The sequence below is a fragment of the Hymenobacter crusticola genome (genome assembly GCF_002154225.1).
GTDB classification, from domain to species: Bacteria; Bacteroidota; Bacteroidia; order Cytophagales; family Hymenobacteraceae; genus Hymenobacter; species Hymenobacter crusticola.
This window is the reverse complement of sequence record NZ_MTSE01000023.1, coordinates 1-21,494: the sequence shown is the minus strand read 5'-3', so window position 1 is coordinate 21,494 and position 21,494 is coordinate 1. Positions and strand designations below refer to the sequence as shown.

The window sequence follows — 21,494 nt, the reverse complement described above, 5'->3', positions numbered from 1 at the left end:
CGCAGCCATTGCATTACACCATAGGCTAGGGGAGCAACTGCAACGCTGTTTCCAACGCTTGATCGTGGCCGCTTGCGAGCGCCTGTTGGGTGTTCTTCACCAATCGGTCGGGCGCTAGGCCGATGCTCTCGTAGCTTTTACCGTCGGCGGCGCGTACGTCGGCGATGGGCACACGGATGTTCCAGCCGTTGGGCAACTCATGGCGCACGGCGTCGGAGAAGCCGCCGCCGGTGCTGTCGCCTACCGTCACAACGTTCTGATTTTGCTTCATAGCCAGCACAAAGGTTTCGCCTGAGCTAAAGGTGGCGCGCCGCTGCAACACGACGACTGGCTTTGTATACTGGAAGCTGCCTTGGGGCTCGGTGTAGAAGCGCAGCTCGGGGCCAAAGTCGGTGTGACGGGGGCCATTACGCACGCGGCTGGTGAACGAGAGATGCCGCGCGGAGGCAAACCGGTTGGCGATGTACTGCGCCACCCGATCCTCGCCGCCGTCGTTTTCGCGCATTTCCACCACGATGCCTTTTGCCTCCTTCAGCTCGCCCAGCACCGTATCCATCGCCTTGGCATAGTAGCCGAAATCGTTGTCGAAGGCGAGCAGGTTCAGGTAGCCCACCTCGGGCGTGAGCCAGCCGTAGATCATGTCGTTGCCGTACGTTTTGCGCGTCACTAAGTAGCGCTCGGCCACGGCTTTGTCATAATCCTCAAAGGAGCGCCTACCTAGGATGCCGCCATTGTAATTGGGGGCGCCGCTGGCTTGCAGGGGCCGGATAAAGATGTGGTTATCGTCGAGGTGATCGAGCAGTTTGCTCATGATAGCCACCAGCTCGCGGTCGGTAGTGGCAAGCGTGACCTGCGGGCGGTACTCGTCGTGCAGGGCTTGCCAGTTGACGCGCTTGACCTCGAAGGCCCCGTAGAGCCGGTCGAAGGTCTGCCATAGATACTCAAAGTTCTGCTCGGGGGTGCTGGGCGTTTCGGGTCCCACCAGCTCCTGCTCGCAGGCACCTAGGGTAGCCACTAGTGGCAGGACCAGCAGCGCCAGCCGTTGATGGAAGAACTGCTTTAGAAAACGTTTCATAGGTATAAGAGAATAAGAAGGTTAGAACTGATAGCCGAGCTGCCCAAGCAGGCTCTGGTCGTAGGCGCGGATAGGACGTGGCGCCGGGTAGTGCAGCCACTGAAAGCGGTAGCGCACGCCCACGTGGAGCCGACGAAAAAGGGTATAGTGGTAGCGCAGGCTTGCCTGCACCTGCTGGAATTGGTCAAGGCTTGCCCACTGCGTGCCTTGCGTGAAAAAGGCCCCTAGGTTGCTTTCGTCCGTCGATTTGGGATAGTTGGCATAAGTATGCCGCGTGACGGCGGCCAGCCCCGGCACACTCAGCTCGGCCGTGAGTTGTTGCGCAGGCGTCGGCTGGTACTCAGCCCGACCTTCCGCGTACAGCCCGGCCACGTTCAGGCCCCAGTAGAGGTTCGCCACCGCATCCGACACCTGCAGGCGGTTCTGCACGCCCAAGCCGGCAAACAGGCGCAGCTTCGCCGGATTAGCCGTTGGCAAGCGCCGCAGGTAACGCAGCGCTAAGCTGGCATCGTAGTACGCCGACTGAATCGCGTAGGTCCCCACCCCGTTGTGGTAGCGGCGCACGCCGTAGCGCTTGGCTAGGTCCTGCCCAAAGGTGGGTTGTAAGTCGAGGCTCAACCGGGAACGGGTGCCCCGGCGCGTGTAGGTGAGCTGGAAGGCTGAGCCCTTGGCGCGATACACCAGCGGGGAGGCTTGACGATCGAGCATCACGCGTTCCAGTGGGCCGCCGCCGGCCCAAAGTTCATGCCGTCGTTCGGGCTGCAGCGACTGCGCCCTGGCCGGCGTCAGCCAGGCCACAGCGGCCACCGACGCGAGAAAAGTTTTCATAGCAGAAGAGGTTGAGGGAGAATTGAAAAGACAAGCGGGAGCCAGGCCGCCTCACCCGAGGCAGCCAGCCATAAGCAGAAAGCAGGAGCTAGCGCCGGCGGAAGATTAGGCCGTTGATGGCTTCGCGGTGGAACGTGAAGCCGGTAAGGGTGCCGGCTTGGTCGCGTTGGAAGGCTAGGCAGTTGTGCCCTTGCAGGTCGGCCAAAAACCGGTTGCCTGCTAGGGGTTGTAGCGGCACGTGCACGAGGCGGTACAAGCTCAGCCGGAGTTGCCCGCGGCGCACCGTCAGGCGGTACTGCTGGTTGAGCTCCGGGGAGTAGTAGCGCCCCGCAAAGCCACGTAGCTCGGCGGGAGTTAACGTTGCTGGGGCCGTTTTGTGCAAGGTCGCGGCGGCGCTACGCTCGCGGTAGCGCAGCTCTTGCACCGGCCCGTTCTCCGCCCGCCCAAACGCGTAGCTGTACTCTCCAAGGCCTTGATTTACATAGTTATCCGGACCAGTAGATCGCAGCGGCCGAGCGTAGCCTTGTGTAGAAGCAGCGGCGTGCCAGGTGCTGTCCCGCAGGGTGAGGATACGCACGGTAGCTAGGCTGCGGGGCTCCAGATAGATGCCGGCCAGGTCCGCGCGGGGCCGGTCCGGGGTGGTCGGGGCGGGCCTAGGGTCGAAGGCAGCCGGGGTGAGCTGCTCGGCCAGGCGGAAGAGCTGCTGCGTAAGACCGTACAGGTTCTGGGTGTTGGCCAGGCAGATCAGGGTGAGCTGCTGCCGCGGCAACCGCACGATTTCGGCTTGGTATCCGGGGTCGGTGCCGTTGTGAGTGATGGCGGGCTGACCGCGGTACGGGGTGACCTCCAGCCCAAAAGCGTAGCCCGTGGACGTACCATCCGTCAGACGCCCCGGCGTGAGCAGCAACTGCAACAGCTCCGGCCGTCGCTGCCCTAGCTGATTCTGGTAGAAGTTCTGGTCCCAGCGCACCAGGTCAGCCAGCGTGGTGACTAGCCCCGACGACCCCACAGTGTGGCCCCGGAAATGCGCAGCGTGGTAGCGCGGCTGGCCGTGGGGGTAACGGACCGCGTAGCCCGTTGCCAGGTGCGGAATAGCTGCCGAAAGTTGCCCCTCAAACCGCGTGTGCGTCATGCCCAAGGGTCGGAAAATATGCTGCTCGGTAAAGGCGGCAAAGGACTGCCTCGACACGCGGGCCACAATTTCGGCGAGCAGCACGTAGCCGCCGTTGTTGTATTCGTGCCGCTCGCCGGGGCGGAAGTTGCGCCCGCGTTGCTTACGGAGCATGGCTAGCACGTTCGCGTTGGTGTAATGCCGCTCGCCGCGCAAGGTCAGGCCAATCAGGGTGAAACCGTCGCGCAGGCCGCTGGTGTGATGCACCAGATGGCGGATGCGCACGGTGTCGCCTAGCCAGGGCAACTCGGGCAGGTAGCGGCGAATGTCATCGTCGAGACCTAGCTTGCCTTGTTCGGCCAGCAAAGCGATGCTGGCCGCGGTGAACTGCTTGGCCATGGAAGCCACCCAGAAGCGGTGGGCGGTTGTTAGCGGCTCTTGGCGGGCAAGGTTGGCCTGCCCGTAGGCACGTTGGTAGACCAGGTGGCCGTGGTGCACAACGCCGAGTACGGCGCCGGGCGAGGTGGGATTGTTCCACCGGGCAAACACGGAATCAATTTGTTGTTGGGTTGCGAAAGGCAGGGTCTGCCCGTGGGCCTGTGGGGGGCAGGAGATAGCCAGGGGCAGGGCCACGAGCAGGGCACCGAGCCTGCTAACTACCGAAAGTAGGAGCGATTTCATGCCCCAAAGGAAAAGCGCTAGAACAGCGTTTCCAGCGCAAAGAGGCTGTTTTGCAACCGAACCGCCGTTATTTCGGCGACGAATCGTAGGGTTCACCCGGCTCGGGGCGACCCCGCAGCCACTGCCGGAAGGCGGGCGCTCGGTCGCGGCTGATGACAATGCGTTCGGGCAAACGCGGGGCCGCGGTGAGTTGAGCAACGAGCTTGCCGTGCGTGTCGGGCTGCACCAGCTCCACGGCTTTGGCCGTGAGTAAAAACTGGCGGTTAGCCCGAAAAAACAAGGCAGACGGCAGCTGCTCGCTCAGGCGGTCTAGTGAGTAATCTAGTAGGTACTGCTTGTCATCTAGAGTGAGCAGATAGGTTTCCTTACCAGCTGAGTAGCAGCAGCGAATCTCCCCGTAGGGCACCACCACTTCGCGCCGGCCGAGCTTCACCACGAGGTGCTCCGGTTGCGCCGGCGACGCGGCGGTGCCGGTGCGTTGCTGCTTGCTTTGCTCGTGCCAGCCGGCCATCTGCTCGGCTAAGACCTGCTTTTCAGCTTCGCTCTGTTGGTAGAGCGCGCGGTTGCGGCGGTACTGGTCATAGTAGTACAAGCCGGTGTAAATGACGTTGAACAGCAGCAGAAAGATCAGGGCAATGACGAGGTCGAAATCCCAGTAATGCTCCATGGGATAGTCCCGCAGAAATGCATACTCCAGATGCACCAGTCCCGTGAGGGTGGCCGCCCCCACCAGGCACGTCAGGGGTACCTGCAGGGCGAGGCGCCGCAGCAAGCCGTGCTGCCACGCGTAACGTTTGTCAAGCGCCAGCACCACCTGGCGTGCGACCTGCCACACCAAAAAGATCTTGCAGGCGTCGCTGACCAACTCGTAGGCCATCATCCAGTTTAGGTGGATGTTGTTATAAGTCAGGTAGTAGCCAAAGGCCGTGATCAGCGGCACACCCACTAACTGCACCCACTGGTCGCGGTACTGAGGGCGTAGCAGGACTGATGGAGCAGTGGGAGGCAACGACGACATAGCGGACAAACATACCACTTTGCCGTGTTGCTGGAAAGACGGCACCGGCACGATGATAGCCTCGGCTGCTAATAAGGCACGCGTCGAAATGCAAAGAACAATCTTCCTAAGTAGCTGCTAGGAGCGAGGGGTATCTTCATTCACGTTAACGTCCATTTGGGTATACACGGGCGTAGTGTCTAGTCCTAGAATACGTTAACAGAATCTATCCAATGAAAAGGGTGGTTTCCCTGAACAACTCCGCTGCAAAACTGCTCTTATTCAACGCTGATGTAGATTCCGAGTGCTCTTAAATAGACGCTGTTTGTTCACCCAAACCAGCGTTTCTTAACTATTTCCTTTACGATTACTTCTCTATTCCATAGTCATGCTGACGAGAGCGGCGGATACGAAAAGCCAGCCTTGTCTTATAGCTATAGTGGAGGAAGACGTTATACTGTTTTTGCTATCAAGCCAATAACGTCGGGCCACTTGGCTAACCCATGTGGTTGTGTATCAAGGTTTGGCAAATCAGTTGCCAACCGTTTGCAGCACGACAGAATCAAGAGTGGTACTAAGATCATTGTCTTGGCGGCAGGCATCTGCAACAAGGTTGCAGCGAATGATTAAGGCGCATAAGTACGAATGATTTCACATTCTTGTTTTCAGCTTAATTAGGCCAGTTTACTACGAATTGGCTAGGTTTGTCGTCACTCAGGCGCCCGTATGCTCGTCAGCGACGACGAACTGCTTAGTGGGGCCATCCGCAGCGGCTTCCGAGAGAGCACCAGCCAATTCCTCGCTTCCCTGATGCTGAGAAGCTTCGTGCTTGCGAAAGGGGCCACCATGCGTGTCGCCCCACTGTTGCATAGCGTCAATAATTGGCAGCATGCTTTCACCCTGAGGAGTCAGAAAGTATTCTACTTTAGGCGGTAACACTGGATAAATTACTTTGCGAATAATACCGTGGTCCTCCAGTTCCTTGAGCTGCTGATTCAGCACGCGGGGTGTGGCCATAGGATTCATGCGGTGCAACTCACTGGGCCGCCGCAAACCCGACCGAATATTATGAATGAGGCAAGACTTCCACTTGCCGCCCAGAATCTCCATCGTCACCCCAACGCCACAGTATAAGAGTGGACGTTCTAGTTTGTGCTTGTACATAGGATATGGCCTTACGCAAGGCAGGGCCAAAGATAAAAAGGGATTTACACATCTGACCTTATACCGTTCCTAATGGGGTATAGGGATAAAATTATCAGTACCTGAACAATTTAGCAGTACTTGCTACTGGCGTTATACTGCCGCCACCTTTGTACTCACCAGTAGGACGTCATTTCTCCCCGACTGGTAGTGTATCAATGGAAAACATTGCATGTAAGGGTAGAATTCGACCCCGTGTGCTGCAAACTGCCGCCGCTTTTTTTCTAGTTACTGGTATGTGGGCAGGTCCATCTGCCACTGCGCAAATCCCTGTCGCTTCCGCGTGGCAGCAGCCAGGATACTACCGCTTAAAGATTGGCTCAGTTAACGTAACAGCCCTTTCGGATGGCACCGTGCCTCAGCCCCTGCACGAGCTGCTGACCAATACAACACCGGCTGAAGTGGACCGCTTGCTCAAGCGGGCGCACATGAGCTATCCAGTGGAGGCCTCCGTTAATGCCTACTTGTTGGAAGTAGGAAACCGGTTGGTGCTGGTAGATACCGGCACGGGCGATTTATTGGGGCCTACCCTAGGCCACTTGCCCGCCACGTTGCAGGCCGCTGGCTACCGGGCCGAGCAAATCACCGACATTCTGATTACGCACATTCATACCGACCATACGGGCGGGCTCATGGCGGGTAGCCAGCGCGTCTTTCCGAATGCGACCGTGCACGTGAGCCAAGCCGAACTGGATTTCTGGCTAAGTGAGGCCAGCTTGAAAGCTGCCGCGGCGGAGAACAAAAAGTATTTTCTGGAAGCCCGAAGCAAGGTCAGCCCCTATGTGGCAGCCGGAAAAGTGCAACCATTTACGGGCAACGTAGAGCTGCTGCCCGGTATCCGTACCATTGCTAGCCCGGGCCACACGCCTGGTCACACATTTTACGCGCTGGAAAGCCAGGGGCAGAAACTCGTGTTCTGGGGGGATATGATGCACGTAGCCGCTGTGCAGTTTCCCAAACCGGGCGTCACGATTGTCTACGACGTCAATGCGAAGGCAGCGGCAGCTACGCGGGCGCGGGCCTACGCCGAAGCGGCCAAAGAAGGCTACTGGGTGGCTGTCGACCACATCTCCTTTCCCGGTATTGGTCACGTGCGAGCTACCGGCAACGCCTACGACTGGGTACCGATGAACTATAGCACCTATTTCACGGGCCAGTAAGCAGGCGCCACAGCGTCCCAGTAAGCTGACTGTCAGCTAATTCAGCCGCGTCCGGCATCACTGGGCGCGGCTTCAGTTTTTACATTCTTACCTATATGAAGCGTTTTGTCTTTGGCTTTCTGTTCGGACTGGGCGGAATCAGTACCGCTCTCGCTCAACAACCTTCGACCGACCGGGTGCAGGTACCGGCCTCAACTGGACCATACCGCCCAGTGGTCGTGGCCCAGAATCTGTTTTTTTTCTCCGGCCAGACTGGCCAGGACCCCCAGACCGGACGCCTAGTTACAGGCGGCGTAACCGCCGAAACGCACCGGATCCTGCAAACGCTGAAACTACGCCTGCAAGCCAACCACCTTACTCTTCGGGACGTGGTTAACGTGACGATCTACCTGACGGATATGACCCACTACGTAGCGCTGAATGAGGTCTACCGCCAATACTTTACGGCAGATTTTCCGGCACGCACCTGCGTGGCCGTTACAGCCCTTCCCGGCCAGGCACAGGTTGAAATCACCCTAATTGCTGCCCGGCCATGATGCAGTGGCTTTTATTCCTACGCGCGCCGCTTGGCTTGCGCCGGTGTTGGAAGGTGTCCGGCGTTATCGCGTTACTGGTCGGATCTTTTGCAGCGAGCGCGCAGACCCGGCAGGATTCGGTGACGATCCGCCGGCTCTATGACGAGGCCCTGCTGCGGGGCCAGAGTTACGAGAATCTACGCCACTTGACTACTCGGATTGGCGGGCGGTTGAGCGGTTCACCGCAGGCAGCGCAAGCTGTGGCTTGGAGCAAAAAGACCCTAGAAAACTTGGGCCTTGACCGGGTTTACCTGCAGGAAGTACTGGTTCCGCATTGGGTGCGGGGAGCTCGCGAAAAAGCGTTCGTGCGCATTGGTCGGGCTAACAAGCAGCCGTTGGCCGTGTGTGCACTAGGGGGATCAATAGGCACTGGTGGGCGCTTACGGGCTGGCGTTGTAGAAGTCAACAGCTGGGCCCAACTGGCAGCACTGCCCGTCCTAGAGGTGGCCGGCAAGATTGTCTTTTTCAATCGAGCGCTTCAGCCTGTGCATAGTGAAACTTTTCAGGCCTATTTCGAAGCCGTGGATCAACGCAATGAAGGCGCCGTGCAGGCAGCCAGAAGGGGAGCCGTAGGGGTACTGGTTCGTAGTCTAACCCTGGCTCATGATAATCTCCCTCATACAGGAGCTGTGCGCTACGAAGAGCAAACCCCGAAGATTCCCGCGGCAGCTATCAGTACGCTCGGCGCCGAGCAGCTCAGCCACCAGCTGCGCCTCACCCCGGGGCTGGAACTGGAACTCGAAATGCACTGCCAAACCCTGCCTGATGTGCTGAGCTACAACGTGGTCGGGGAATGGCGCGGGCAGACCTACCCTGAGGAAATCATCACTGTGGGCGGCCACTTGGACTCCTGGGACTTAGGACAGGGCGCCCACGACGACGGAGCTGGTACAGTGCAAAGCATCGAAGTGCTGCGTTTGCTCAAGGCCACGGGATTGCATCCTGAGCGCACCATCCGCGTTGTCTTATTCATGAACGAAGAGAACGGCAACCGTGGCGGCCTTACGTACGCCGAGCTGGCCAGACAAAACAGCGAAACTCACCTAGCGGCTATTGAGTCGGACGCTGGGGGATTTACGCCGCGCGGTTTTCGAGTAGAGGCCTCGCCGGCAGTGCTGACTACGTTTCAGCGCTGGCGCCATCTCTTGCGACCCTACCAGAGCGATAAATTATCGGCCAACCAACGCGGCGTCGACATTGGTCCCCTGAAAACCCAGGTTAAAGCGCTTATCAGTTACGACCCGGACGATCAACGACTATTTGATGTACACCATACGGCAGCTGATACGTTTGACAAAGTCAACCGACGGGAGTTAGAACTAGGGGGAGCTAGTATAGCTGCGTTGGTGTACCTAATCAGTAGGTATGGCCTATGAGGTATCTGGGTAACAGCATGAAATACAAGAGCCTCAAAACCTGTTGGGTAGTTGGGAGTCAACTTTCTGACAAGCTAACATAGATGCCGCCCTCATTGGTAATAGAAATTTGCTATTCAAGTGATTGTCCCGGCTGCCTTGTCGGCTTTCACTGCTTGTGAAGCACGTCTTTCAGCTGCTGACGGACTTTCTAGTCAGATTAGGTGGCAGCCAGCTGAACAAGACGCTCGGCAAGTACTGAACGGAAAGTTGAGCTTTCTACGCAAACACCCTGTGTCCGCAGCCTCCGATCTTTGTGCTAGCAATTGTAGCCAGGAAAACACATGAAAACGGAGCCCTTGCCCCCCCTTACTGCACCAAGCATTATCTACTCGCAGTATGCGACCCGCTATGTAGAAGCTGACCAGTGCGTGGCCATGCACGGCCTGACCTACCTATTGGCGGGCCGCTTGGGGGTAAAAGAAGCGGGGCAAAGCCAGGTGTTCGAAGCGGGAAGTCTGCTGTTTACCCGCAAAAACTTTTTGGCCAAGTTCACTAAGCACCCGGCCGAAAACGGGCCTTTCCGAGCCATTACGATATTATTTGACATGCCCATGCTGCTCGCAGCCAGTGCGCCAGTTGCTAGGGCAGCCGAGTTCTCCCCAGCGGGTAGCCCCGCCGTGTTGGCTCTAGCCATGACGACGTCGCTTCAGCACTTCTGCGAATCACTACTACCGTATTTCGAGCAGGTTTTGCCGGCGCCACTGGCCCAGCAAAAGCAGCAGGAAGCCCTGGGGTTGCTTCTCCAGGCTCAGCCCGCCCTACAGTCGGTGCTGTTCCATTTCGCACCGCCTGGCAAAATTGACCTGGAAACTTTTATGCGGCAGCATTTCCGCTTCAACGTGGACCTGCGGCAGCTAGCGTACTTCACCGGCCGGAGCTTGGCGAGCTTCAAGCGGGACTTCCACCGCATTTTTCGCACCTCGCCCGCCCGGTGGCTTTACCAGCAGCGACTGGCCGAAGCCCACTACCTGCTGCAAGAGGAGCACAAGCGCCCCTCCGACGTGTACCACGAAGTAGGATTTGAAAGCTTGGCCCACTTCTCTCACGCATTCAAGCAACTATTCGGCCACCCGCCGTCTAGCGTGTACGTGACGTCCCTAGCTCGCTGATTTGCAAGGCCTAGAGGAGCGATTCTGCGGCCTAGCTACTCCCTGTCCGCCTGTTGCCGTGCCCCCTTTTGGTAAGCAACACTAGCAAGGTCTTTTACTCCAACCAGCTCACAACCGCATGGCACAAGGTTACCTGTACCTCGACTCGCTGCTGTTTTTCGGTATCGCCGTGCGGTCCACGTGGGCCCCGCGAAGTACCGCTACGGGCTTAGGCTTCCTCACACTCTCCGAGCAGGGCCGCGCTGAATACCTAGTCGTATACGGGGGCTTTCAACTGGGCCTAGCTATTCTCTTCTTGCTGGCCCGTGATCCGGCTTATTTCCGGCTGGGGCTGCTTATTTCGGTCGGTTTTTATGCCCCCGTCCTGTTGTATAAAATAGGGGCCAACCTGCTGAAGTGGCCGGTAGCCAACTCCGTTTGGGGTACGATCGTGCTGGAAGCCCTGCTGTTGGTGGCGGCCTTGTGGCTCTACTGTTCCTTCTCGGGACGGGAGCAAGTAGGATAATTTTCAGGTATCGCCCTTGTGCTGCCCGTTATTTATACCGGCAGCGACTGGCCGAAGCTCAGTACGGAGCATAGGCGCCACGCGCTGGACACTATAAAGTAGATTTTTTGACTGTTTACAGGCCAACTTTTACGCGCCCGGCTACGCCGGCGTGAGCAAGAGTAGTTGCGTCCCCGCCCGCTCTTTTAGTCCTTTTCACCCCCTTTTTTCATTACCATGTCAACTATCTTCATTACCGGCGCTTCGTCGGGATTAGGGAAAGCCACAGCCAAACTGTTCGCCGCTCGGGGCTGGAATGTCATTGCCACCATGCGGCATCCCGAGCACGAAACCGAGTTGCCATCACTGCCGGGCGTCCACCTGCTACCGTTAGACGTGACCGACCCGGCTCAAATTACCGACACCGTGCAGCGTGCCATCGCTCTGCACCCTGTCGACGTGGTATTCAACAACGCCGGCTATGGCCTTATGGGTGCCCTCGAAGCCACGTCGGAAGAGCAGCTTACGCAGCTTCTCAACACCAACCTTCTGGGCGTTATCCGGGTAACGAAGGCCTTTCTACCCCATTTGCGAGCCCGCAAGTCCGGCCGCATTCTCAGTACCACGTCCATGGGTGGATTCATCGCCTTCCCGCTGTGCTCGATTTATCACGCCGCCAAGTGGGCCATTGAGGGCTGGAGCGAGAGCATGTCGTTTGAACTGGCCTTGCATAACATCGACATCAAAACGATTTCGCCCGGTGCCACTGCCACCGACTTTACGGGCCGCTCGCTCGAAGTAGCGGAGCAAAAAGCATACGCCGGCTTGCTGCAGCAGCTGATGAGCAGCCACGAAGGAATACCGTTCGCTCCCGCCGAGGCCATTGCCGAAGTGGTGTACCAAGCCGCAACCGATCAGCAAGACCAGCTTCGCTACCCGGCCGGAGCCGATGCCGTGGCTGCCTACGCCCAGCGCCTAACTGCTGGCCCCGAAGCTTTCCGCCAAGGTGTTGCTAACCAGTTCGGGTTGCCGAAAGTGGTGAAGCACCCAAGCGTGTAGTGCCTGTACTACCGCTTTCTGCCGAAACCAACTGAGAAATACAGCCCTCAGTAACGGCTACATCGATGACAAGTGGACGGACTTGCTACAGGTGGCCGGTTCCTTCAAGCGGGCTAGGTGACGGCTCGACGCTTCATCATCCAACTGCAGGGCGCGGTAGCCCAACCTAACTTAGGTAGTGTAGCTGTGGTCTAGGGTAAAGGGCTCGGTTTCCTAAACTCTCTTCCTTCCTCGGCAAAAGGTGGCCAATAGGCCCGTGCAGGACTGGCGGAGTTTAAGAAGCTCCTTTACGATTAAAGTTAACGAAACTACTAAGAGACATGAGTTGCTTAAACGCGACAGTAGCAGCCCCTCCCCCCGCCAAAGTACAACCCACCACCAAGCACACCCAATGCGATTCCAAGCGTGCTCATATAACTACAATTAGTTAGTTGAACCAAAGGGAGAAAGAATACCTGCCCGAATCAGCTGTTCTTTCTCCCTTTGGTTCGAGCAGCTGTCTAAGCTAGCGGCTGGCATTGGCGATAGCCCTTACAACGTGGCCATGTCAATGACAAAGCGGTAGCATACGTCCCCTTTCAGCATGCGCTCGAAAGCGGAGTGAATATCCTTAATGTCAATCAATTCGATGTCCGACACCAAGTTGTGCTCGGCGCAGAAATCCAGCATTTCCTGGGTTTCAGTCAGGCCCCCGGCCCCCGAGCCGGTCACCGTTTTGTTGCCATTGGCCAGGCTGAAAGAAGGCACCTGTAAGGGCGCCAGCGGCAGGCCCACGTTGATGTAGGTGCCGTTGGTCCGCAGCAGGGGCAGGTACAGGTTGATGTCGTGGTCGGCCGCCACCGTATCCAAAATAAAATCAAACTGCCCCTGCACGGCCGCTACTTCGGCGGCGTTCTTGGTGACGACAAAGTAGTGCGCGCCCAGCGCTTTGGCATCTTCGCGCTTGGCTTCGGAGGTGCTGAGCACGGTCACGTCGGCCCCAAAGGCCACGCCGAATTTGACGCCCATGTGCCCCAGGCCGCCCAGGCCTACCACGGCCAGCTTGTGGCCGGGGCCTACCTGCCAGCGCCGCAGAGGCGAGTAGGTGGTGATGCCGGCGCAGAGCAGTGGGGCCACGGCGGCCAGCTCCAGCTTCTCGGAAATGCGGTGGGCAAAGTCTTCGTGTACCACGTTGTGGTTGCTGTAGCCGCCGTAGGTGGGTAGCCCGTCGTGGCCGGTGCTGTTGTAGGTCTGCACGGGACTTACCTGGCAGAATTGCTCCTGCCCATTCTCGCAGTCGGGGCAGTGGCGGCACGAATCGACCATCACGCCGCCGCCAGCCAGGTCACCGACCTTAAACTTCTGGGCGTGCGCGCCCACGGCCACCACGCGGCCCACCATTTCGTGGCCGGGCACCAGTGGAAATTGGCTGTGTCCCCATTCGTTGCGCAGCAGGTGCCAGTCGGTGTGGCACACGCCACAGTACAGAATTTCAATTTGCACGTCGTGGGGCGCCAGGTCGCGGCGCTCGAACGTCCAAGGGGCTAAATCGGTTTGCGCATCGTGCGCGGCGTATCCTTTAACAGCTAGCATCGGGTTGGATTAGAAACTTGTGAACCCGACAAAGGTCCGGCGGCCCCCACCGGCCGGTTAAGCGAATACCCCACTAAAATTTGTTTTATTCAAACCTGCCTTACCAGACCAGCCGCCCGGGCGCCGCGGCCTCGGCCCGCCGGAATGCGTTGGGCGACGTGCCCGCGTGCTTGCGAAAAAAGTGGTTGAAGTACGTGGGGTCGGCGAAGCCCAGTGCCTCGGCCACGTCGGCAATGGGCCAGTCGGCGTGCTGTAGCAAGCGCTTGGCTTCCTGTGTAATACGCGCCGCCAGGTGCGCGCTGGTCGGTTGCCCCGTTACGTCGCGCAGCACCCGGCTCAGGTAGTTAACGTGCACGCCCAAGTGCTGGGCAAAGGCCTCGGCCGTATGCAACGGCAGGGGTAGGGCGGGTGACGCGACGGGAAACTGCGCGGCTAACGCCTGCAAAAACTGGGTGGCTAGGCGGCTGGCCGCACTCGGGTCGGCCAGTTGCGGCACGTCGGGTTGCATGCGCAGTACCTCGTGCAGCAGCAAGTGCACGTGCGTGCGTAGCAGGTCGAACTTGTAGCGGTACGCGGAGTTGACCTCGGCCAGCATCTGCTCGAAAAGCTGGGTTAGGAAGGCGCACTGCTCGTCGGTGAGCAGAAACACGGGGCTAGCGCCCAGCTGAAACAAGGGGGAATCTACCCACGGCACCCCTTGCCCCGGCGTCGGCAGAAACTCGGTGGTAAACAGACAACAATACCCATGCAGCGGCTCAATCGGCGTGCAGGCATAGGGGGCGAGCGGATTGTAGAGCAGCAGCGCGGGGCTCTCAATCCGCAGCGAGTGCCCCGCGTATTGCAGTTGCGTGGTGCCGCCCGTGTAGAGGCTAATTTGGTAAAAATCGCGTCGGCTGTAGGGCAGGCTCGGCTGACTTACCCCGGTGGCAATGGGAAAGACGTTGAACGGCTGCGGCACTTGCGGCAGATGCTGCTGCAAGTAGTGCTGGTGAAACTGGCCGAGGGATTCGCGAGGCGACATGAGCGGCTTTAAAAAGAGCGACTATAAAAGCATAACTTATAATTAAACAGCACGTTACTGCCGTGTAGACTACCTAGGTAACTACCTTCTATGATAGTATGCGTCACTCGCACAAGTCGAAAATTTGTGCTACAATCGACCAATTACCTGAAGAGCGATACTTAAAAAGATAAGCGACCAACCGTTTAGCTGGCAAAATGGCTTTGGTACAAAAGTCAAACGGATAGCCGTTCGGTGACCCGAAGCCAAGGCGTGCCGCCGCCCGCTGACGACACCTGGTAGGGACCGGAAAGGCACGCCTTTCGGAGGTATCAGACCAGCTCGGTGATTTGTTTCTTCCGGGACCCTGTAGGTGGTTCAAAAAGTGGGGCCCGTAAGGCGATTGGTGGCCACCGAAAACGCGTCTACGAATCATAGTTTACGAAACGCCACCAAAGGATGCGTTTCGTAAACTATGATTCGTAGACGTGTGTACTCACTCTCTGCCATTTGGGCCGTTGGGTACCAGGTGGATGGCCTGCTTTCGGCGTTCAGCAAAGGGGGGTAAGCACAAACGGCTCGAGTCGCGAAACGAGCGTTTTATGGAATGGAACCTCTTCGGCGCATCAAATCTTCAATGCCAAGTGCCGACGCTATACACCATGCCAACATGGCTTCAAAATCAGTCCCTAGCGTCTCGACTTTCGGCCCACGTTGCCACGTTAACTGCCATTTCATACACCCCGTTGGAGACTTTATCGTAGGTTAGTTTCCACCCAGGTGGAAGCTCCGGCAGGTTTTCCATGAACGTAAATAAGGCGTTTAATCGCCCTACTTCCCTTGGGTAGCATAGTGTAGAGAAAGAATTATTTTCCGCAACCCCGTCCCAGGTTGCCGAAGAGGCCAGCGGATACACGAAACAGTGGAAAAGTCCACCGCTAGGCAAAATTCAACCGGAATCAACGACAGTAAAAAATCGGACCATCGGTGGTCGAATAACAGGTTTTTTGACTGGTGAAGCAATGACATAGAAGGTGGGAACAAAGCAAACGTCTTCCCAACCGCGCGGCAGGGGGGGGAACACAACAATGACGTAATAACCTGTTGAGGGACTAAGCGTCAGTCCTGCCGAGGGTAGCAACGGTGCGAGCAGGGCAAGGCAATCACCGGTTGATTGCCTTGCCCTGCTTCGCTTGTGACTCAATACCGAACCACTACCGATTTAATCTGCGTGTAGGCATCCACAGACTCGGCGCCCAACTCCTTGCCCAGGCCCGATTGCTTGAAGCCGCCGAACGGGGAGATGGGGTCCATTTCGTACATAGTGTTGACCCACACGGTGCCGGCTTTCAGGGCGCTGGCCACGCGGTGGGCGCGGTTCAAGTCTTTGGTCCAGATGGAAGCGGCCAAGCCGTAGGACACGTCGTTGCCTTGCAGCACCGCGTCGTCTTCGTCGGTGAAGGCAATGAGGGCCACCACCGGACCGAATATTTCCTCTTGGGCCAGGCGCATGCCATTGGTTACGTGCGTGAACACCGTGGGCTGGATGAAAAAGCCTTTGGTGCCCACCCGCGCGCCCCCAGCGGCCAGCGTGGCGCCGTCGGCGTGGCCAATGGCCACGTAGGATTCGATTTTTTCGAACTGCTTTTCGGTGGTAATAGGCCCCATTTGCGTGGCGGGGTTCAGGCCCGGCCCGATGACCAACTGGTTGGCAATGGCCACGATTTTGGCGGCCACTTCCTCGTAAATACTCTCGTGGATGAACACGCGGCTACCGGCGGTACAGGCCTGCCCGGAGTTGCCCGTAAAGCCCACCACGGCCATTTGAATGGCTTTGTCCAGGTCCGCATCTGGGAAGATGACGAAGGGGCTTTTGCCCCCCAACTCCAACGTCACTTTTTTCATTGTGTCGGCCGAAGCCCGTAGAATGCCTTTGCCCACGGCCGTGGAGCCGGTGAAGGCAATCTTATCAACGTCCGGATGCTCCACGATGGCGGCCCCCACGGTTTGCCCGTAACCGGGCACGATGTTCACCACGCCGGCCGGCAACCCGGCCTCGAGCAGCAATTCCCCGAGACGCAGAATGGAAAGCGGTGTTAACTCAGAGGGCTTGATGACCACGGTGTTGCCGAAGGCGATGGCCGGCGCTATTTTCCAGGCCGCGAACATGAACGGTCCGTTCCAGGGGATGATGGCCCCGCACACCCCGATGGGCTCGCGCAGGGTATAGCTGAAGGAAGAACCATCCGTGGGGTTGGTCTTGCCGTAGGCTTTGGTGGGCCAGCCGGCGTAGTAGCGGAAGGTGTTGGCAGCGGCGGTTACGGAGAAATGCGCCATGCCCATGGGCATGCCGTTATCCAACGATTCAATGGTGGCCAACTCTTCGGCGTTGGCCTCAATGAGTTCGGCAATCCGAATGAGGCAGGCCTCCCGGGCGTGGGGGCTCATGGTGGCCCAGGACGGGTGCTCGAAAGCCCGGCGAGCGGCCTGCACGGCCAGTTCCACGTCGGCTTTGTCGGCTTCGGCCACCCTGGTCAGCACCTGCTCGGTGGCTGGGTCGATAACGTCAAACGTGCGGCCGGACACGGCCGGCACCCAGTGCCCGTCAATCAGCAAGTGCTTGGGGCCGTTGGCGATGAAGTTCAACGCGGCTTGGTTGACGCGCGAATCCGTTTCAATTACGTTATTCATAAAGAGAAGTGGTTGATTAAAAAGGTGATGGACAATAAAAAATGCAGGCAATGGCCTTGCTAAAAGGCATAAGGCAGCCCGTCGGCTTTCAGCACGAAAGCCATAAGGGCCGAAGCCATCCAAAAGGGTCTGTTGGGCGGGAGGTTAGGCGGCGGGTTCGATTACCCGTAAAAGCCACTGGCAGGCTACGGCCTGGCTTCCCGGCCGCTTAATTGGCCGAGCGGCGAAAGGCGGCGGGGGTCAGGCCCGTTTTGCTCTTGAACAACCGGTTGAAGTATTGCGGGTACTCAAAGCCGAGTTGAAAGGCGGTTTCGTTGATTGACAACGAGGTGGTCAGTAGTAAACGCTTGGCTTTTTCAAGCAGGGCGTGGTGGATGTGCTGCTGCGTGTTTTGGCCCGTGAGGGAGCGCAGCATGTCGCTGAGGTATGCGGGCGAGACGTGCAACGCCTCGGCAAAGTAGTGCACCGTGGGCAGGGGCAAGGTGCCGTCCTGCGCGAAGTAGCCGGCGAGCAGGACCTCGAAGCGACTCAGTTGGTCGCGCTCGGGGGCGCGCCGGGTCAGGAACTGGCGGTGGTAAAATCGGTTGGCGTAGCTGAGCAGCTGCTCGATTTGCGCGACCAGCACGTCCCGGCTGAAGGCGTCAATGGGCCGCTCGTACTCGTCCCGGATGGTGGCCATCAGGCCATCGAGCACCTTTTCCTCCTGGGCCGAGATGTGCAGGGCCTCGTGCACTTGGTAGGAGAAGAAGCCGTAGCCGGCCATTTTCTGGCCCAGCGGATATTTCAGCAACAGATCGGGATGAAAGACCAGCATCCACCCACTGAGTTCGGAAACGTCCAACATTTCGTCCACGGAAAACACTTGGCCGGGGGCCACGAAGCCCAGTACGCCCTCGCTGAAGTCGTAGGACTGATGCCCGTAATGTAGGCGCCCTTTGAAGTCGCGCTTAAGCCAGACAGTGTAGAGTTGCTGCACGATGGGGGTGAGCCGCGCCGGCGACGGCTGGTTGCGGGCCAGTTCCAGATCGATGAGCGTGAGCAGCGGGTGAGCGGGCGCGGGCAGGCCGCAAAAACGGGTGTAATCCGTCACCGTGGCCAGTACCTGGAATTCTTTAGCGGGATGTTTCATACCCAAAAGATGTCGGCCGTGTCGAGCAGGGTTACGCCCAGTTCCCGGGCGCGGTGAATGGTGGCGATGCTTTCCGTTTCGTCGTCGGCGCCGTACACGCTCATCTGCCCGCCGGCCATTCCCGTCAGGCCCATCAGGCCCCGGCCTTCGGCCGATGCGTGCAGGCCCTGGCGGCCCAGCGCTACTTGTTTGAGAATGCTCATAATCCGTGGGGTTGACCTTAAAAGAAGTGCTTGATGTACTCTACAAAGGTCCGGTACTCACTAAACTCCAGAGGTATACAAACCAGCGCTTTTAGTACACAAATCCCCGGACATTCCGATTAGGCTCAATCGCCGGGGTTACCGCGTCGATTGAAAGGCTGCAATTGGGAAGCGAATACGCGCTACATTTCCTCGAATAAGAAGCCTCATCGGCTATCTATCGAGGGGCTTTCTATGGAGTATGCGTGGAGGTGTCTTCAGGAACGTTTTGATTACAACCTTTAGCCCACCGATACCTCCATTATCTGTTTACAGAAAGGGTCGATAGCGCGCTGCCTAAGCCATCAGCTAGCCGGGTAACATCACCCATCAATGACCTTGTGCGGTGGCCGCTGGGACAAATTCGGTAGCTATTAGCTGGCATTTCGAGCCTGCACGAGCTGGCAATATTTCTGGACAGTGGTCTCCTTATCGGCTGCCAGCTCCTGGAGCAGGGAGGCCTTGCCTCCGGCTGGAAGCTACTTAGGTCCCCAAAGGGTAATTTCTAGGAGGAGCGGGAGCAAGTCTAGGCCTTTCTCCGTAAGGCGGTAGGTGAATTTCGACCGCTTATCAGCCGCAACTTCTTTGGCAACAAAACCCTGAGATTCGAGCGTGGCCAGCCGGTTGGCTAGGAGGTTGGTCGCCATCTTTTCGGCCGACTGCAGGAACTCACCCTAGGTCGATTTGCCAGCGAATACCAGGTCGCGCAAAATCAAGAGCGCCCACTTATCACCCAGCACATCCCGGGAAAAGCTGATGGGGCAGTCGGGACGAGGCGTTAGCTGCTCTATAAATTGCACTTGCAAATTAAAAGTAAATGACTGTACCTTTGCACTTGCAATTTACAAGCAAACATACATCGGGTTGCCTCTCTTTTCAGCGAGCAGTTACTTCATCACCTCCACGTCCTATGAACCCTTCCTCAGCTAATGGCTTGCAAAGCCTTGGTTTGCATAATCTGGCCTTCACCGTATCGGATATCGAAAAAACCATCCACTGGTACGAAACCACCCTTGGTTTTAAGGTGCTGACGAGAACAGCTTTTCCGGCCATCGGTGCGCAAGTCGCCTTTCTGCAATTGGCTGATATTCGGCTGGAAGTGTTACAGGCGAAAGATGGCTTTCGCCTCGACGAAATGTTTGCCGATGCGCCGAATCACTTATTGCCCATCGGCAACAAATCGCTGGTGCTGCAGGTGAACGACCTGCACCGGGCGACCGTGGAGCTGGAAGAAAAGGGCGTGACCTTTGCCTGGAAAGGAGTGGACCTTTCGGGGCAGGGCAACTTTTCGACGATGATACGGGACAATGATGGCAATTTCATTAATATCTTTCAGAAAGAACCAACTACTTAAGCAGTAAGCGTAAACGGGGTTCTTTTTGCAAAAGGGCGCCTGAAAAGCGCGCTTTATGGTCCCGCCCACTTCTATCGGACTCGAATTGATCGGCTTTTAAGAGCCCGCAGAGTCGGATATGACGCGGTTGATACCACAGCTAGGCAGCGAACCTGTGCACATGGTGCTGATGCTTGAGAACGAAGTATTTATTCGCATTGGGGCCTCCGCTTCTTACGGCCTATCTAACCCGGTAACTAGCTCAACCGAACCCAGTGGCTAGAGCGTAGGTTCGCGCTTGTCACGTTTTCTAAACGCAGGATTGGAAGAGTGTATGGGCGCCTGGCTACCGTTATAGCAGAGACCTTAACGGGGGTTCGGTCGCAATCAGGGGGTTCGCTTGCCAGTGCTTCCAGCAGTCAATCCTGTGGAACAACCCACCAAGCGCCACCGACCAAAAACGGTCATCTACACGCCACCGCCGGTCGTTGATATCTAGTTTCACTATCAGCAGATTAAGTTTCAATTATTTTAGTCAAGAGCGCCTTCTTCTGCTGTTTCCTCCCTGCTATTGAGCCGAGTACCTGCTGTTATCTTCCATTATTTCCCCTTCTCCATGACCCAACCCTTACTCCATCTGACCGCGGCCTGGGGCCGGCGGGCCGCGGGCCTGCTGGGCCTTTTCGCCGCTAGCCTAGGGGCGTACGCTCAACAGGCGGAACCGCTCCCCACGGGCGCCCGGCCCGTGGACGCCCCCGGGCCGCCAGCCGCCCGCGCAGCACGCCGCCCAGGCCGTAGGCACCCCGGCGCCACAAGTTCTAGTAGTCCCGGCTTGGACGCCGGTGGCCCCGCTCACGCAACGGCGCAGCCAGCACGGAGCCGCGGCCATCGGCAACAACATCTACACGTGGGGTGGCTACATTGCCACCACCAATAACTCGATACCGGGTACCGTCTTCAACAGCCTGGAGATCTACAACACGGCGACCAATACCTGGAGTAGCGGCGCGCCCATGCCCGTGGCCGAACGCTCCCAGGCCGTGGCGGCCAGTGGGGACTTTCTCTACGGTTTCGGTGGCAATGCTTCTACGCGCAACGCTTTCCGCTACAACGTGCGCACCAACACCTGGAGTACGATTGCCGCCCTGCCTACGGGCGCCTTCGAGGCCGCCGCGGCCGCGGGCGCTGACGGCAGCATCTACGTCTTTGGCGGCTATACTACTACTGCCGTTGTCGTTAACAACACCCAGATCTACAACCCGACCACGGATAGCTGGACGGCCGGGGCGCCCATGCCCACCGCCCGCAACGGGCAGGCGGCCATCACCGATGCCGCCGGTCTGATCCACGTCATTGGCGGGGTGACCAGCACTTTAGCTGCCTCGGCGGTGCACGAGGTCTATAACCCGGCCACCAGGCCCTGTTGCACGCACAGGCCAAAGACGCGGTCGAAGAGTTGCTCGAACACGGTAGCCGGATAGAGCTGGCGGGTACGGCTTACGGTCGAGTGCCAGGGCAGGGCTTCGTCGAGCTCGTAGCCCAGAAAGTAGAGCAGGTCCAGCCGCATCGCACAGTGCTCGAGTAGGCGCCGATCATTGGTGATATTTTCTAAGTAGCCCACCAGTACGAGCTTGAAGAACACGACCGGGTCCAATGAGGGCTGCTCCGTGTGGCTGTAGAGCTCGCGTGTGGCCTCGTAGAGGAAGTCTACGTCATAGTAACTCGTCGAGTCGGCGGTAGAAGTTATGGGTGGGTACCCGCTCGGAGAGCCGAAAGTACGTGACCACTTGATCGGAGAACTGCTTCTTGCCTTGCATCCTCTCTCTA

At 58.1% G+C, this 21,494-nt stretch carries 21 protein-coding genes; 9 read left to right on the top strand and 12 right to left on the bottom strand.

The features are described from left to right. Positions 1 to 25: 25 nt before the first annotated feature. The 5 genes from BXP70_RS24315 to BXP70_RS24295 all read right to left on the bottom strand — a co-directional run bounded on the left by BXP70_RS24315 (position 26) and on the right by BXP70_RS24295 (position 5,856). Positions 26 to 1,075, bottom strand: coding sequence for a S41 family peptidase (locus BXP70_RS24315; RefSeq protein WP_086596730.1), 1,050 nt, complete (start codon positions 1,073 to 1,075; stop codon positions 26 to 28). Positions 1,076 to 1,096: 21 nt separating this feature from the next. Next, positions 1,097 to 1,903, bottom strand: coding sequence for a hypothetical protein (locus BXP70_RS24310; protein WP_086596729.1), 807 nt, complete (start codon positions 1,901 to 1,903; stop codon positions 1,097 to 1,099). Between the two features lie 88 nt (positions 1,904 to 1,991). Next, positions 1,992 to 3,695 carry a serine hydrolase domain-containing protein gene (locus BXP70_RS24305; RefSeq protein WP_086596728.1) on the bottom strand — a complete coding sequence of 568 codons (1,704 nt, stop codon included), beginning with the start codon at positions 3,693 to 3,695 and terminating at the stop codon, positions 1,992 to 1,994. A gap of 67 nt (positions 3,696 to 3,762) precedes the next feature. Next, positions 3,763 to 4,713 carry a LytR/AlgR family response regulator transcription factor gene (locus BXP70_RS24300; protein ID WP_086596727.1) on the bottom strand — a complete coding sequence of 317 codons (951 nt, stop codon included), beginning with the start codon at positions 4,711 to 4,713 and terminating at the stop codon, positions 3,763 to 3,765. Between the two features lie 693 nt (positions 4,714 to 5,406). Further along, on the bottom strand, positions 5,407 to 5,856 hold the full coding sequence (locus BXP70_RS24295; protein WP_086596726.1) for a winged helix-turn-helix transcriptional regulator: 450 nt from the start codon (positions 5,854 to 5,856) through the stop codon (positions 5,407 to 5,409). 275 nt (positions 5,857 to 6,131) lie between these two features. Here BXP70_RS24295 and BXP70_RS24290 point away from each other — a divergent pair, with 275 nt between their 5' ends. The 6 genes from BXP70_RS24290 to BXP70_RS24265 all read left to right on the top strand — a co-directional run bounded on the left by BXP70_RS24290 (position 6,132) and on the right by BXP70_RS24265 (position 11,700). Next, a complete protein-coding gene (locus tag BXP70_RS24290; protein WP_218779860.1) occupies positions 6,132 to 7,055 on the top strand; it encodes an MBL fold metallo-hydrolase in 924 nt (307 codons plus the stop codon). A gap of 95 nt (positions 7,056 to 7,150) precedes the next feature. Continuing rightward, positions 7,151 to 7,591, top strand: coding sequence for a Rid family detoxifying hydrolase (locus tag BXP70_RS24285; RefSeq protein ID WP_086596724.1), 441 nt, complete (start codon positions 7,151 to 7,153; stop codon positions 7,589 to 7,591). Further along, positions 7,588 to 9,006, top strand: coding sequence for a M20/M25/M40 family metallo-hydrolase (locus BXP70_RS24280; protein ID WP_086596723.1), 1,419 nt, complete (start codon positions 7,588 to 7,590; stop codon positions 9,004 to 9,006). The genes BXP70_RS24285 and BXP70_RS24280 overlap by 4 nt, the downstream gene beginning before the upstream one ends. Positions 9,007 to 9,329: 323 nt before the next feature. Continuing rightward, complete coding sequence (locus BXP70_RS24275; RefSeq protein WP_086596722.1) at positions 9,330 to 10,157, top strand: helix-turn-helix domain-containing protein; 828 nt, start codon at positions 9,330 to 9,332, stop codon at positions 10,155 to 10,157. A gap of 118 nt (positions 10,158 to 10,275) precedes the next feature. Next, complete coding sequence (locus tag BXP70_RS24270) at positions 10,276 to 10,662, top strand: hypothetical protein (protein WP_086596721.1); 387 nt, start codon at positions 10,276 to 10,278, stop codon at positions 10,660 to 10,662. 216 nt (positions 10,663 to 10,878) lie between these two features. Continuing rightward, complete coding sequence (locus BXP70_RS24265) at positions 10,879 to 11,700, top strand: SDR family oxidoreductase (RefSeq protein WP_086596720.1); 822 nt, start codon at positions 10,879 to 10,881, stop codon at positions 11,698 to 11,700. A gap of 531 nt (positions 11,701 to 12,231) precedes the next feature. Here BXP70_RS24265 and BXP70_RS24260 read toward each other — a convergent pair. The 6 genes from BXP70_RS24260 to BXP70_RS30650 form a co-directional block, all read right to left on the bottom strand. Further along, on the bottom strand, positions 12,232 to 13,272 hold the full coding sequence (locus tag BXP70_RS24260) for an NAD(P)-dependent alcohol dehydrogenase (protein WP_086596719.1): 1,041 nt from the start codon (positions 13,270 to 13,272) through the stop codon (positions 12,232 to 12,234). Positions 13,273 to 13,372: 100 nt separating this feature from the next. Continuing rightward, the gene (locus BXP70_RS24255; protein WP_086596718.1) at positions 13,373 to 14,293 is read right to left on the bottom strand and encodes a helix-turn-helix domain-containing protein; all 921 of its coding nucleotides are present in this window, start codon (positions 14,291 to 14,293) and stop codon (positions 13,373 to 13,375) included. Between the two features lie 1,179 nt (positions 14,294 to 15,472). Then, a complete protein-coding gene (locus tag BXP70_RS24250; RefSeq protein ID WP_086596717.1) occupies positions 15,473 to 16,963 on the bottom strand; it encodes an aldehyde dehydrogenase family protein in 1,491 nt (496 codons plus the stop codon). A gap of 208 nt (positions 16,964 to 17,171) precedes the next feature. Further along, entirely contained in the window at positions 17,172 to 18,092 is a 921-nt protein-coding gene (locus BXP70_RS24245) for a helix-turn-helix domain-containing protein (RefSeq protein WP_086596716.1), read from the bottom strand. Beyond that, positions 18,089 to 18,295: an aldo/keto reductase gene (locus BXP70_RS24240; protein ID WP_086596715.1), complete on the bottom strand. Its 207-nt coding sequence runs from the start codon at positions 18,293 to 18,295 to the stop codon at positions 18,089 to 18,091. The genes BXP70_RS24245 and BXP70_RS24240 overlap by 4 nt, the downstream gene beginning before the upstream one ends. 518 nt (positions 18,296 to 18,813) lie before the next feature. Then, positions 18,814 to 18,999 (bottom strand): winged helix-turn-helix transcriptional regulator, encoded by a 186-nt coding sequence (locus BXP70_RS30650; protein ID WP_317044487.1) that lies wholly within the window; start codon positions 18,997 to 18,999, stop codon positions 18,814 to 18,816. 245 nt (positions 19,000 to 19,244) lie between these two features. On the opposite strand from BXP70_RS30650, the gene BXP70_RS24230 reads away from it, so the two are divergent. From BXP70_RS24230 to BXP70_RS24225, 3 genes are all read left to right on the top strand, one after another. Beyond that, positions 19,245 to 19,688: a VOC family protein gene (locus BXP70_RS24230; protein ID WP_179197813.1), complete on the top strand. Its 444-nt coding sequence runs from the start codon at positions 19,245 to 19,247 to the stop codon at positions 19,686 to 19,688. Positions 19,689 to 20,283: 595 nt separating this feature from the next. Beyond that, positions 20,284 to 20,604 (top strand): hypothetical protein, encoded by a 321-nt coding sequence (locus tag BXP70_RS30015; RefSeq protein WP_179197812.1) that lies wholly within the window; start codon positions 20,284 to 20,286, stop codon positions 20,602 to 20,604. Next, positions 20,510 to 21,148: a Kelch repeat-containing protein gene (locus tag BXP70_RS24225; protein WP_086596713.1), complete on the top strand. Its 639-nt coding sequence runs from the start codon at positions 20,510 to 20,512 to the stop codon at positions 21,146 to 21,148. Before BXP70_RS30015 ends, BXP70_RS24225 begins: the two co-directional genes overlap by 95 nt. Here the strand turns inward: BXP70_RS24225 and BXP70_RS30010 are convergent. Next, complete coding sequence (locus BXP70_RS30010) at positions 21,067 to 21,309, bottom strand: transposase (RefSeq protein WP_179197811.1); 243 nt, start codon at positions 21,307 to 21,309, stop codon at positions 21,067 to 21,069. The genes BXP70_RS24225 and BXP70_RS30010 overlap by 82 nt on opposite strands. Positions 21,310 to 21,494 lie beyond the last annotated feature (185 nt).

What these genes read in the sequence shown, in the direction of transcription:
- BXP70_RS24315 (WP_086596730.1), bottom strand. Translation starts at nt 1,075, where the DNA reads ATGAAACGTTTTCTAAAGCAGTTCTTCCATCAACGGCTGGCGCTGCTG.
- BXP70_RS24310 (WP_086596729.1), bottom strand. Translation starts at nt 1,903, where the DNA reads ATGAAAACTTTTCTCGCGTCGGTGGCCGCTGTGGCCTGGCTGACGCCG.
- BXP70_RS24305 (WP_086596728.1), bottom strand. Translation starts at nt 3,695, where the DNA reads ATGAAATCGCTCCTACTTTCGGTAGTTAGCAGGCTCGGTGCCCTGCTC.
- BXP70_RS24300 (WP_086596727.1), bottom strand. Translation starts at nt 4,713, where the DNA reads ATGTCGTCGTTGCCTCCCACTGCTCCATCAGTCCTGCTACGCCCTCAG.
- BXP70_RS24295 (WP_086596726.1), bottom strand. Translation starts at nt 5,856, where the DNA reads ATGTACAAGCACAAACTAGAACGTCCACTCTTATACTGTGGCGTTGGG.
- BXP70_RS24290 (WP_218779860.1), top strand. Translation starts at nt 6,132, where the DNA reads ATGTGGGCAGGTCCATCTGCCACTGCGCAAATCCCTGTCGCTTCCGCG.
- BXP70_RS24285 (WP_086596724.1), top strand. Translation starts at nt 7,151, where the DNA reads ATGAAGCGTTTTGTCTTTGGCTTTCTGTTCGGACTGGGCGGAATCAGT.
- BXP70_RS24280 (WP_086596723.1), top strand. Translation starts at nt 7,588, where the DNA reads ATGATGCAGTGGCTTTTATTCCTACGCGCGCCGCTTGGCTTGCGCCGG.
- BXP70_RS24275 (WP_086596722.1), top strand. Translation starts at nt 9,330, where the DNA reads ATGAAAACGGAGCCCTTGCCCCCCCTTACTGCACCAAGCATTATCTAC.
- BXP70_RS24270 (WP_086596721.1), top strand. Translation starts at nt 10,276, where the DNA reads ATGGCACAAGGTTACCTGTACCTCGACTCGCTGCTGTTTTTCGGTATC.
- BXP70_RS24265 (WP_086596720.1), top strand. Translation starts at nt 10,879, where the DNA reads ATGTCAACTATCTTCATTACCGGCGCTTCGTCGGGATTAGGGAAAGCC.
- BXP70_RS24260 (WP_086596719.1), bottom strand. Translation starts at nt 13,272, where the DNA reads ATGCTAGCTGTTAAAGGATACGCCGCGCACGATGCGCAAACCGATTTA.
- BXP70_RS24255 (WP_086596718.1), bottom strand. Translation starts at nt 14,293, where the DNA reads ATGTCGCCTCGCGAATCCCTCGGCCAGTTTCACCAGCACTACTTGCAG.
- BXP70_RS24250 (WP_086596717.1), bottom strand. Translation starts at nt 16,963, where the DNA reads ATGAATAACGTAATTGAAACGGATTCGCGCGTCAACCAAGCCGCGTTG.
- BXP70_RS24245 (WP_086596716.1), bottom strand. Translation starts at nt 18,092, where the DNA reads ATGAAACATCCCGCTAAAGAATTCCAGGTACTGGCCACGGTGACGGAT.
- BXP70_RS24240 (WP_086596715.1), bottom strand. Translation starts at nt 18,295, where the DNA reads ATGAGCATTCTCAAACAAGTAGCGCTGGGCCGCCAGGGCCTGCACGCA.
- BXP70_RS24230 (WP_179197813.1), top strand. Translation starts at nt 19,245, where the DNA reads ATGAACCCTTCCTCAGCTAATGGCTTGCAAAGCCTTGGTTTGCATAAT.
- BXP70_RS30015 (WP_179197812.1), top strand. Translation starts at nt 20,284, where the DNA reads ATGACCCAACCCTTACTCCATCTGACCGCGGCCTGGGGCCGGCGGGCC.